This is a genomic window from Stenotrophomonas sp. GD03654, from assembly GCF_029845105.1.
GTDB lineage: Bacteria > Pseudomonadota > Gammaproteobacteria > Xanthomonadales > Xanthomonadaceae > Stenotrophomonas > Stenotrophomonas africana.
In genome coordinates, this window is the sequence record NZ_JAOCLC010000101.1 from 1 (window position 1) to 12,121 (window position 12,121).

At 66.2% G+C, this 12,121-nt stretch carries 9 protein-coding genes; 5 read left to right on the forward strand and 4 right to left on the reverse strand.

Annotated elements, in window-relative coordinates; genetic code table 11:
- Positions 1–2,104 (reverse strand): TonB-dependent receptor (locus N5J73_RS22660; RefSeq protein ID WP_279941355.1); only part of this gene is annotated, 2,104 nt, incomplete at its 3' end.
- Between the two features lie 215 nt (positions 2,105–2,319).
- Here N5J73_RS22660 and N5J73_RS22665 point away from each other — a divergent pair.
- Positions 2,320–3,711, forward strand: coding sequence for a 3-deoxy-7-phosphoheptulonate synthase class II (locus N5J73_RS22665; RefSeq protein ID WP_032961151.1), 1,392 nt, complete (start codon positions 2,320–2,322; stop codon positions 3,709–3,711).
- Between the two features lie 582 nt (positions 3,712–4,293).
- The gene (locus N5J73_RS22670; protein ID WP_219630192.1) at positions 4,294–5,481 is read left to right on the forward strand and encodes a mechanosensitive ion channel family protein; all 1,188 of its coding nucleotides are present in this window, start codon (positions 4,294–4,296) and stop codon (positions 5,479–5,481) included.
- Between the two features lie 72 nt (positions 5,482–5,553).
- Here N5J73_RS22670 and N5J73_RS22675 read toward each other — a convergent pair whose 3' ends face one another.
- From N5J73_RS22675 to typA, 3 genes are read right to left on the reverse strand one after another with little or no spacing between them, the layout of a single operon-like run.
- The gene (locus N5J73_RS22675) at positions 5,554–7,176 is read right to left on the reverse strand and encodes an amidase (protein ID WP_049444224.1); all 1,623 of its coding nucleotides are present in this window, start codon (positions 7,174–7,176) and stop codon (positions 5,554–5,556) included.
- Between the two features lie 41 nt (positions 7,177–7,217).
- Positions 7,218–7,685: a DUF2127 domain-containing protein gene (locus tag N5J73_RS22680; protein ID WP_005415426.1), complete on the reverse strand. Its 468-nt coding sequence runs from the start codon at positions 7,683–7,685 to the stop codon at positions 7,218–7,220.
- 11 nt (positions 7,686–7,696) lie between these two features.
- Positions 7,697–9,544, reverse strand: a complete 1,848-nt coding sequence (typA, locus tag N5J73_RS22685; RefSeq protein WP_049444226.1) for a translational GTPase TypA — start codon at positions 9,542–9,544, stop codon at positions 7,697–7,699.
- Between the two features lie 273 nt (positions 9,545–9,817).
- Here typA and N5J73_RS22690 point away from each other — a divergent pair, with 273 nt between their 5' ends.
- The 3 genes from N5J73_RS22690 (at position 9,818) to N5J73_RS22700 (ending at position 12,114) form a co-directional block, all read left to right on the forward strand.
- Positions 9,818–10,309, forward strand: coding sequence for a peptidylprolyl isomerase (locus N5J73_RS22690; protein ID WP_005408225.1), 492 nt, complete (start codon positions 9,818–9,820; stop codon positions 10,307–10,309).
- A 118-nt stretch (positions 10,310–10,427) separates the two neighbouring features.
- Entirely contained in the window at positions 10,428–11,414 is a 987-nt protein-coding gene (locus N5J73_RS22695) for a malate dehydrogenase (RefSeq protein WP_004153634.1), read from the forward strand.
- A gap of 85 nt (positions 11,415–11,499) precedes the next feature.
- Entirely contained in the window at positions 11,500–12,114 is a 615-nt protein-coding gene (locus tag N5J73_RS22700; RefSeq protein WP_049444229.1) for an RluA family pseudouridine synthase, read from the forward strand.
- Positions 12,115–12,121: the final 7 nt, after the last annotated feature.

Below are 12,121 nucleotides of genomic sequence, written 5' to 3' on the forward strand. Positions count from 1 at the left end.
TCAGGTAAGCACCGCGGCGAGGTCCCCACTGCGGGGCGAACACGCCGACACCGCCGCCATCGCGCAGCTGGTAGCTGCGATCCAGTGCGTTGATCACGGCCAGCTGCACGTGCAACGGATGGCCGCTGTCGGCGTTGAAGTCGTGCCCCGCGCTGAGGTTCACCTGCAGGTACGACGGCAGCTCGCCACCATTGGGCACGCCCTCGATGTCCGAGCGCAGGCCGCTGCCGAACACGTAGTTGGCACCGATCCGGTTGTGCCCGGCGAAGGCGTAGCTGAGGCCACCTGACGAGGTCAGCTTCTGGTCGTGATCGAGATGGATCCAGTGGTCGGCCACATAGGCCAGCGCGTCCGGATCGAGGTTGTACTGGCTGGTGATCACCTGGGTGCCGATGGCCTTGTTGTACGCCGCGTTGAAGTAGGCGCTGAACGGACCGTTGCTGTAGTCGGCACTGAACTCCAGGCCGCGGATATGGCCACGGCGATAGTTGAAGGTCGAGTAGATGTAGGCGGCGCCGAACTGGCCTTCATCCTGCAGGCGCGCAACACGGCGGTCATACGCATCCACGCCCAGGGTCAGGTGCTCGCCCAGCTGCTGCGAGACGCCGATGTCGTAGTAGTCGCTGCGCTCGGCCAGCGGCGTGTTGTTGCCACCGCTGGGCTGCTGGTTGGTGGTGCCGTCGTATAGCGCGATGTCGCTGCTGGCGATCAGCTCGCTGGCCGGTGGCGTGAAGTAGCGTGAATAGCCGGCGTGCACGGTGGTGCTGTCGCTGGCATTCCAGACCACGCCCAGACGCGGGCTCAGCTGACCCTCGGTGCGACCGAAGGCTTTGTAGCGGTCACCGCGCAGACCATAGTTCACCGTCCAGTCGTCGCCGATCTTCCATTCGTCCTGCACATACAGCGCCACCGTGCTGGCGTGGAACGCGCTGCGATCCAGGATCAGCAACGGGGTAGTGCTGGACTGCTGGCCGGCGTCATCAACCGGGAACACCCAGCTGTTGTTGCTGGCCCGCGCGTTCTCGTAGTTGCCGTACAGGCCATAGCGCAGCGTATGGTCGTTGCCCAACGGCGTGGAAAAGTCGGCCTGCAGGGTGTTGGCGCGGTTGCTGCGCTGGACCTGCGAGGCGACGCCACTGAACACCAGATCGCCGACCACGTCGGGATTGAAGCCGACATCGCTGTAACGTTGCCCGGCCGAGACCTGGTAGGCGGTGCCACCCAGTGTGCCCTGCAGCACCAGCATGCCGAAGCGGGTGGTTTCGCGCTGGGTCTCATCCAGCTGGCTGGAATCAAAGGTGGTGGTGTCCAGGTAGCCGAACTGCGGCGTCTGGCCGGGGTTGACCGGAATCTGGAAGCGGTTGTTGGCGAAGCCGGCGAACACGCTCAGGCGGGTGGTGTCGTTGACCAGGTAGGTCAGGTCGGCGAACGCCTTGCCCTGATGGGTGTCGTCGTGCAGCGGCTTGCGTGAGCGGGTCGGGTTCTCCAGGCCGACCTCGTTCTGGTCGTAGTTGCCAGTCAGGAACCAGCTCCAGCGCCCCTGTGAGCCCCACCAGGAGGCATTCGGATTGACCTTGCCAAACGAGCCGGTGGTAATGCCGACGCTGCCGCCATTGCCGAGCTCGGCGCCACTGCGGGTGGTGATGTCGACCACCGCGGCGGTGCGCTCGCCGAACTGGGCCGGCAACGCGCCGTCCATCAGCCGGATGCTCTTGATCGTGCGCGCATCCAGAGTCTGGCCGAAGCCGGAGATCGACTCCGGCAGCAGCACACCGTTGATGCGGTACTGCAGGTTGGCGTGGTCGCCGCGCACGTGCACGCCGCCGTAGGAATCCTGGACCACGCCGGGCGCCTGCAGCAGCACCTGGCTGAGCGGCGCGGAGGCACCCAGCGGCTGTTTCTGGATGTCTTCGTCGGTGATCTGGTACTGGCTGCTGCCGATGTCCGGCGACAGCGCATTGCGGGCCTGGTCGAGCTGGGCGCTGACGGTGACCGTGTCGAGGTCCTTCACGGGAGCGGCGGCATCGGCGGCCACAGCGAGGGAAGGCAGACTGGCCAGGGACAGGGCGAAGGTGATGCCGGTAGCGAGGGGCGAGGGCTTCATGGCGGATAGGCTGTGGAAGGGGCCGGTGGGAGTGATTGTTACTTCGTAACAGTGCGTGGCGAATCATGCGCCTGTGCGGGCGACCGTGGGCATGCGGTTTCTGGCCGATCGCGATGCCCTTTCCCCGGCGTTCAGTCATGTGCAGAGCGCGCCCAGCCCTTTGCGCCAGCGGCTGGCTCTGCGACCATGACCGCCCCCCTCCCCGGAAGTCTGCAATGAGCCTGTCCGCCGTTCCGCCCGTTCTCGATCCCGCCGCGACCGCTGCTGGCGCTGCCTGGTCGCCGGAGAGCTGGCGCGGCAAGACCGCGTTGCAGATGCCGACTTACCCTGACCCGGTGGCGCTGGACGCCGCCCTGCACGAACTGAAGCGGCTGCCGCCGCTGGTCACCTCGTGGGAGATCCTGGCGCTGAAGCAGCAGTTGGCCGAGGCTCAGGAAGGCAAGCGCTTCCTGCTGCAGGGCGGCGACTGCGCCGAGAACTTCAGCGACTGCGAATCGGGCACCATCTCCAACCGCCTGAAGGTGCTGCTGCAGATGAGCCTGGTGCTGGTGCACGGCCTGCGCCAGCCGGTGATCCGCGTTGGCCGCTTCGCGGGCCAGTACGCCAAGCCGCGTTCGGCCGACACCGAGACCCGTGACGGCGTGACGCTGCCCAGCTACCGCGGTGACGTGATCAATGCCCCGGCGTTTACCGAAGCCGCGCGTCTGCCGGACCCGAAGCGGATGCTGCAGGCCCACGCACATTCGGCGATGACGATGAACTTCGTGCGGGCGCTGATCGACGGCGGTTTCGCCGACCTGCACCATCCCGAATACTGGAACCTGGAGTGGGTAAGCCACTCGCCGCTGGCGGCCGAGTACCAGAAGATGGTGGCGTCGATCGGCGATGCGGTGCACTTCATGGAGACCCTGGCCGGGGCCCGCGTGCACAACCTCAACCGCATCGATTTCTACACCTCGCACGAAGCGCTGCTGCTGCCCTACGAGCAGGCGCTGACCCGACAGGTGCCGCGCCAGCAGGGCTGGTTGAACCTGAGCACGCATTACCCGTGGATCGGCATGCGCACCGCCGCGCTTGACGGCGCGCACGTGGAATACCTGCGTGGCGTGCGCAATCCGATTGCGATCAAGGTAGGCCCGTCGGTGACGCCGGACCAGCTGCTGCGCCTGATCGATGTGCTCAACCCGCATGACGAGCCGGGTCGACTGAGCTTCATCCACCGCATGGGGGCCGCGCAGATCGCCGAGAAGCTGCCGCCGCTGCTGGATGCGGTCAAGCGTGATGGCCGCCGCGTGCTGTGGGTGTGCGATGCGATGCATGGCAACACTGAAAGCACCGCCAATGGCTTCAAGACGCGGCGCTTCGACAATGTGCGTGGCGAAGTGGAGATGTCGTTCGATCTGCATGCGGCCGCAGGCACGCGCCTGGGCGGTGTGCATCTGGAGCTGACCGGCGAAGACGTGACCGAGTGCACCGGTGGCGCGCGCGAACTGACCGAGCGTGACCTGGAGCGCGCGTATCGTTCAACGGTGGACCCGCGGTTGAATTACGAGCAGTCGCTGGAGATCGCGATGGCGATCGTGCGCAAGCAGGAGCAAGTGCGGTAAGGGTTTTTTCGGCAGGGCTTGCAGCCCTGCACCTGCCAGAAGCCGAAGCAACAGCAACGGCAGAAGCGGGCATTCCGTGGGATGGCGGGGCGGTGTGGGCAGGCAGGACACGCCGTGAACCCATCCATGGGGGCTCGATGGCGCCATCCATGGCGCCAACGGTCCTGCCTGCCCACACCGCCCCACCTCTGACAGATTCCGGCGGCTGTTGGTGGGTGTCGACCTTGGTCGACACGGTGGATCCACGCCATGCGTGGATGCTTTTGGATTCCAATTCGAAATATTCGATTCCGATGGAGATTCATCCACGCATGGCGTGGATCTACTGCAGATCGCGGGAATCTGTCGAAGGCGGGGTGGGTCCGGTTGCGGGAGTGTCCGCGGCATGGATGCCGCGGCCAAGCCCCCATGGATGGGTTTACGGCGTCTCCCGCAACCGGACCCACCCTGGCATCCCACAGGAAACCCGCTTCTGCTTCTGCTTCGGCTGTTGCCGTTGCTCCAGCACGCAGCAGGTGCAGGGCTGCAAGCCCTGCCGACCAACACCCTGCTTACGAACGGCTGACGTGACGCTCATGCGCCATGCGCGAGGCTGTCCACCTGGTTGTTCGACTGGAGGTGGCAACGGTGCACTGGCAGAGCGCACAGGCCTACGCATGGCCGTTGGGATTGGCCGTGGTGGTGGGCGGCATCGGCGCGTGGCTGATCCTGTGGATCTATCACCGGCTGAAAGGGCGTGATCGCCGGCGTGCGCGCATCGGGCGCGTGCTCGGGCTGCCGATGGCCACCGCGTGGCCGCTGCTGCTCTTGATTCCCGCCTTGCAGGCGACGCCACTGCAGGATCCGTTGCTGGGCCATCTGCAGCACGGACTACACATTGCATTGATGGCCTGCTTCGTCTGGCTGCTGGTACGCGCGGTGGCGGCGGGCGAGCGCGCGATCCTGCGCAGCCATCCCATCGATGTCTCCGACAACCTGGAGGCACGCCGCATCCAGACCCAGACGCGGGTACTCAGTCGCGTGCTGATGGGCGGCATCATCGTGCTGGGCGCATCGCTGGTGCTGCTGACCTTCCCGATGGTGCAGAAGATCGGCACGGCGCTGCTGGCGTCGGCGGGCCTGATCGGACTGGTGGCGGGCATCGCCGCCAAGCCGGTGTTCGGCAACCTCATCGCCGGCCTGCAGATCGCACTGACGCAGCCGATCCGCCTGGACGACGTGGTGATCGTCGAGGGCGAGTGGGGACGCATCGAGGAGATCGGCAGCAGCTACGTGGTGGTGCGGATCTGGGATGAGCGGCGGATGGTGGTGCCGCTGACCTGGTTCATCGAGAACCCGTTCCAGAACTGGACGCGGCGCAGCGCCGACCTGCTCGGTACCGCATTCTTCTGGCTGGACTACCGCGCGCCCATTGCGGCGATCCGCGCCGAGCTGGAGCGCATCTGCCGGGGCGAAGCGCTGTGGGATGGCCGGGTCTGCGTGACCCAGGTGACCGAGACCAGCGAGCGTGCGATCCAGGTGCGCCTGCTGGTCAGCGCGCGCAGCTCCGGTGATGCCTTCGACCTGCGTTGCCTGGTGCGCGAACGCATGCTCGATTTCCTCGCACGTGAGCATCCGCAGTCGTTGCCGCAGGTGCGTGCGCGGCTGCAACACGAAGACGAGCTGGATATGCCGCGTGGCCCGAGGGCGCGCACTGCGGATGTGCGTTCGCCGGGTGCTGAAGATGGTGAGGCGGCGATCGTGCCAGCGGAGCCCGACCAGCCGCTGTAGAGCCGAGCCATGCTCGGCTGCTTTCGATTTTCCGTTGAAGCCGAGCGTGGGCTTGGCTCTACAGAAACACGATCACGGCTCGCCGGCGTCGATCAGTGCATCGGTATCGAAGTGCGGCGGGCGCCGTGCGCGCGTGCGCTGTTCGTAGGCGTAGGCCATTTCGATCAGCTTCGGTTCGCTCCAGGCGGTGCCCATGAACAGCAGGCCGACCGGCAGGCCATCGATCTGGCCCATCGGCACGGTCAGGCTGGGATAACCGGCCACGGCGGCGGCGCTGTAGCTCTCGCCGGGGAAGTCGTCGCCTTCGCTGCGGATCGGCCATGCCACGCCGGTGGTTGGCGCCACCAGAGCGTCAAGCTGGTGGGTGGCGAGGGCGACGTCGATGCCTTCCGGGCCGGCCAGGCGGCGCGCATCGCTGCGTGCGCGGATGTAGGCGGGGTCGGCCAGGCCGGCGGTGGCATCGGCTTCCACCAGCAGCTCCTGGCCGAACAGGCCCAGTTCCTGCTTGCTGTGCGCCTGGTTGAAGGCGATCAGCTCGGCCAGGGTGCGCAGTGGCGCGCGGTGGGTGCTGAAGTAGCGCTCCAGCCCGGCCTTGAACTCGTACAGCAGCAGCGTGCGCTCGGCCTCGGCCCAGGCGCCCTGGTTGGGCAGCTCCACCGGCACCACCACGGCGCCGGCGCGACGCAGCTCGGTCGCCGCCTGTTCGATCAGTGGCGGCATGCCACGGTACTTCAGCAGCGGTGTCTGCAGCAGGCCGATGCGCTTGCCGCGCAGGCCCTGCGGGTCCAGGCGCGCGGTGTAGTCGTAGACCGCACGGCCGGGCATGGTCGCGGTGGCGGGGTCGGCATCGTCGCGGCCCGCGATCGCGGTCAGTACAGCGGCGGCGTCGGCGACACTGCGCGCCACCGGTCCAGCGGTGTCCTGGCTGAAGGAGATCGGGATGATGCCGTCGCGGCTGACCAGGCCGACCGTCGGTTTCAGGCCGACCACACCGTTGATCGCCGCCGGGCAGACGATGCTGCCGTCGGTCTCGGTGCCGATCGCCACGCTGGCCAGGTTGGCGGCCACGGCCACCGCGCTGCCGCTGCTGGAGCCACAGGGCGAATGGCTCAGCCGATAGGGATTGCGGGTCTGGCCGCCACGCGCGCTCCAACCGGAGATCGAATCATTGCCGCGGAAATTGGCCCATTCGCTCAGATTGGTCTTGCCCAGCACCACCGCACCGGCTTCGCGCAGCCGCCGTACCAGGTATGCATCGTCCGGACGGAATCCCTGCAGCGCCAGCGAGCCGGCACTGGTGGCCATCGGCGCGGCGTTGATGTTGTCCTTCAACAGCAGCGGGATGCCATGCAGCGGGCCACGCAGGCGACCATCACGGCGCTCGCGGTCGCGCGCGGCGGCTTCCTTCAGGGCATCGGGGTTGAGCTCGATCACCGCGCGCAGGCGCGGCCCGGTGCGGTCCAGGGCAGCGATGCGCTGCAGGTAGGCCTGGGTCAGGGTGGTGCTGTCCAGTTCACCGGCGGTCATCCGCGCCTGCAGGTCGGTGACATCGGTTTCGGCGTACGGGAACGGCACGTTGCGGCTCGCAGGTTCGGCCGCATGCGCGCTGGGCGTGGCCGGACTGCAGCCAGCCGAAAGCAGCGCAGGCAGCGCGGCGAGCAGGCAGGTCAGCAGAGGCGGCAAGGACGGGCGCATGGGGCGGCTTGGTCGGCTCCAATCCCCAGTGTAGCCGGTGCTCAGCGGTGGCGCTTGCGCAGGTCGCGGGCGAGGACGTAGACAACGATCAGGTTGATCGCCAGGATCGTCCACGACGGCCAGCCGGGGTGGCGGATGATCGCGAAGATATCGAAGGGCAGGTACAGCGAGGCGGTCAGGCAGCCCAGCCAGGAGGCCCAGGCCTTGGCCCGCCAAAGGCCCCAGGCTTCGACCAGGTGCAGCAGGCCGTAGCCGATCATCCCCGCCGCGGCCAGGTGGACCGCGTCGGGGCTGATCATGTGCAGCAGCGAGGGCAGGGTGCCATGGTCCGGGTCCAGGCTGAAACGCCGGATCAGGACCATGATGCCGTGCCGCAGCGGCTGCGGTCCGAGCACTTCCAGCCCGGTGGCGGCCAACAGTGCCAGCATCGCCTTGCTCGCTTCGAGCAGGGCGATGACATGGAGACCCGGATGCCGGTGTGGATCCGGGTTGTAGCCGCTCTGGTTCACGGGGTGCTGGCTCAGCCGCCGCGCGAAGCCTTCTTGCGGTCGCTTTCGGTCAGGAACTTCTTGCGCAGACGGATCTCCTTCGGGGTGATCTCGACCAGCTCGTCGTCTTCGATGAAGTCCAGGGCCTGTTCCAGCGAGTACTTGATCGCCGGGGTCAGCTGGATCGCATCGTCCTTGCCCGAAGCGCGCATGTTGGTCAGCGGCTTGGTCTTGATCGCGTTGACGGTCAGGTCGTTGTCCTTGGAGTGGATGCCGACCAGCTGACCTTCATACACGTTGTCGCCTTCAGCAGCGAACAGCTTGCCGCGCTCCTGCAGAGGGCCCAGCGAGTAGGCCGGCGTGGTGCCCGGCGCATTGGCGATCATCACGCCGTTGATGCGCTTGGCGATCGCGCCCTGTTCCTTCGGACCGTAGTGGTCGAACACGTGGAACAGCAGGCCCGAACCCTGGGTGAGGGTCTTGAACTCGTTCTGGAAACCGATCAGGCCACGGGCCGGGATCTGGTACTCCAGGCGCACACGGCCCTTGCCATCCGGTTCCATGTTCTTCAGCTGGCCCTTGCGGGTGCCGAGCTTTTCCATCACGCCGCCCTGGTGGATTTCTTCGATGTCCACCACCAGCTGCTCGATCGGCTCCATCATCTGGCCGTCGATTTCCTTGATGATCACTTCCGGGCGCGACACGGCCAGCTCGTAGCCTTCGCGACGCATGTTCTCGATCAGCACCGACAGGTGCAGTTCGCCACGGCCGGAGACCAGGAACTTGTCGGCATCTTCCAGCTGTTCGACCTTCAGGGCCACGTTGTGGACCTGCTCGCGGTCCAGGCGGTCCTTGATCTGGCGGCTGGTCAGGAACTTGCCACCGGACAGGTCCTTGTTGCCGGCGAACGGCGAGTTGTTGACCTGGAAGGTCATCGAGATGGTCGGCTCGTCGACGGTCAGCGCCGGCAGCGCCTCCGGGGTATCCGGGTGGCACAGGGTGTCGGAGATGGTCAGCTCCGGAATGCCGGAGATGGCCACGATGTCACCGGCTTCGGCGGTGTCCTGCTCGATGCGCTCCAGGCCCAGGAAGCCCAGCACCTGGGCAACCTTGCCGTTGCGCTTCTTGCCTTCACGGTCGATGACCGCAACCTGCATGTTCTTCTTCAGGGTGCCGCGCTGGATGCGGCCGATGCCGATCACGCCCACGAAGTTGTTGTAGTCCAGCTGGCTGATGCGCATCTGGAACGGGCCTTCCGGGTCCACTTCCGGACGCGGGGCGTGCTGCATGATCGCTTCGTACAGCGGGGTCATGTCGCCGTCGCGCACGGTGTCTTCCAGGCCGGCGTAGCCGTTCAGGGCCGAGGCGTAGACGATCGGGAAGTCCAGCTGCTCATTGGTGGCGCCGAGCTTGTCGAACAGGTCGAAGACCTGGTCGATCACCCATTCCGGACGCGCGCCCGGACGGTCGATCTTGTTGACCACGACGATCGGCTTGAAGCCCATCGCGAAGGCCTTCTGGGTCACGAAGCGGGTCTGCGGCATCGGGCCGTCCATCGCATCGACCAGGATCAGCACGGTGTCGACCATCGACAGCACGCGCTCGACCTCACCGCCGAAGTCGGCGTGGCCGGGGGTGTCGACGATGTTGATCCGGTTCTTGATGCCGGTCTTCTTGTCTTCCCAGGTGATGGCGGTGTTCTTGGCCAGGATGGTGATGCCGCGTTCCTTTTCCTGATCGTTGCTGTCCATCACGCGCTCGGCGAGGACGGTGCGCTCGGACAGGGTGCCGGACTGCTTCAGCAGCTGGTCGACCAGGGTGGTCTTGCCATGGTCGACGTGAGCGACGATGGCGATGTTGCGAAGATTTTCGATGGACATACGAAAGGGGGCCAGTCGGCGCCGGATTTGGAAAAAGAAGTCCAACATTATACGTCGAACTTGACGATTCGCGAAAAGATGGATTTCACGCCGGTCCGGGGCGCCATTCAGGTGGCTGTCCAGCGCTCCGGCCCAGGCCGCCAGGAGGGACAGGCGGCGCTGCCCGTCCGGTGGCTGAAGCCGGCGTCTCCACCGATGGTCGAAGCCGCCGCCGCCACGAGGCAGGTGTAAACTAGGTGGCTAGACGCGTTCCCCTCTGCATCAAGGATCTTCATGTCCCTCATCGCCACTTTCGACACCACCCAGGGCCCGATCAAGGTCGAGCTGTTCGCCGACAAGGCGCCGCTGACCGTGGCCAACTTCGTGAACCTGGTCAAGCACGGCTTCTATGACGGCCTGATCTTCCACCGCGTGATTGCCGACTTCATGATCCAGGGCGGCTGCCCGCAGGGTCGTGGCACCGGCGGCCCGGGCTACAAGTTCGAAGACGAGAAGAATGGCGTGAAGCACGAGGTCGGCTCGCTGTCGATGGCCAACGCCGGCCCGAACACCAACGGCAGCCAGTTCTTCATCACCCACATCAAGACCGACTGGCTGGACGGCCGCCACACCGTCTTCGGCAAGGTCCTGGAAGGCCAGGCCATCGTCGATTCGGTCAAGCAGGGCGACGTGATCCATTCGATCACCCTGGAAGGCGACGTCGACGCCGTGCTGGCCGCCCAGGCCGACCGCGTCGCCGAGTGGAACAAGCACCTCGCCGCCTGATTCCCCTTCGAAACGGCCACCCACGGGTGGCCGTTTCCCTGTTCCCCGCCGCCCGCCCGGCCTGCGTGGCCATGCCTGCGGCGTCCCATCAAACGCTTGCAAGCAAGAGGAAACCCCCATGAAAGCACCCGTTCGTGTTGCCGTGACCGGCGCCGCCGGCCAGATCGGTTATGCCCTGCTGTTCCGCATCGCCTCCGGCGAAATGCTGGGCAAGGACCAGCCGGTCATCCTGCAGCTGCTGGAACTGCCGGTCGACAAGGCCCAGGCCGCCCTGAAGGGCGTGATGATGGAACTGGAAGACTGCGCCTTCCCGTTGCTGGCCGGCATGGTCGGCACCGATGATGCTGAAGTGGCGTTCAAGGACGCCGACATCGCCCTGCTGGTCGGCGCGCGTCCGCGTGGCCCGGGCATGGAGCGCAAGGACCTGCTGCTGGAAAACGCCAAGATCTTCACCGCCCAGGGCGCAGCGCTGAACAAGGTCGCCAGCCGTGACGTGAAGGTGCTGGTGGTCGGCAACCCGGCCAACACCAATGCCTACATCGCAATGAAGTCGGCTCCGGATCTGAAGCCGGAAAACTTCACCGCCATGCTGCGCCTGGACCACAACCGTGCCCTTAGCCAGCTGTCGACCAAGCTCGGCAAGCCGGTTGGTGGCATGGAGAAGCTGGTCGTGTGGGGCAACCACAGCCCGACCATGTACCCGGACTACCGTTTCGCCACCGCCGATGGCGCGTCGATCGCCGATGCGATCAACGACCAGGAGTGGAACGCCAACACCTTCATCCCGACCGTCGGCAAGCGCGGCGCGGCGATCATCGAGGCCCGTGGCTCGTCCTCGGCCGCTTCGGCCGCCAATGCAGCGATCGACCACGTGCGTGACTGGGTGCTGGGCAGCAACGGCAAGTGGGTCACCATGGGCGTACCGTCCGATGGTTCCTACGGCATTCCGGAAGGCGTGATCTTCGGCTTCGCGGTGACCACCGAGAACGGCAAGTACACCCTGGTCAAGGATCTGCCGATCGACGACTTCAGCCAGAAGTACATCGACAAGACCCTGGCCGAGCTGGAAGAAGAGCGCGCCGGCGTCGCCCACCTGCTGGGCTGATGCAGGCGGTACCGGCTCCGGCCGGTACGCAGAAAACGGGGAGGCTTCGGCTTCCCCGTTTCTGTTTGGACGGATACGGAACCGCATGATCCACCTGCATTACATCGACGACGCGCTGCTGGTGGCCGAGAAGCCGGCCGGCCTGCTGTCCGTGCCAGGCCGCAGCGCCGAGAACCAGGACTGCATGGTCGCGCGCCTGCAGGCGCTGTACCCGGACGCGTTGACCGTGCATCGGCTGGACCAGGTGACCTCCGGGCTGCTGCTGCATGCGCGTGGCAAGGACATGCAGGCGGCGTTGTCGATGCAGTTCGAGCAGCGCCAGGTTGGCAAGCGGTATGAAGCGGTGGTGCAGGGGCTACTCGAGGGTGATGCCGGCGAAGTGGACCTGCCGTTGATCGTGGACTGGCCGAACCGACCGAAGCAGATGGTCGATCACGAACGCGGCAAGCCGGCGCTGACGCGCTGGCGCGTCATGGCGCGTGATGTTGAAGCGCAGCGCACCCGCGTGGCGTTGAAACCGATCACTGGCCGCAGCCATCAGCTGCGTCTGCACATGGCCAGTCTTGGCCATCCCATCGTCGGTGACGTGCTGTATGGCGCCGCACCGGCGCAGCGCGTGCATCTGCATGCGCGCAGCCTGCAGTTCACCCACCCGGTGACGGGCGCGGCGCTCGCGTTCGAGTCTGCGGCTCCGTTCTAGGGGTTCG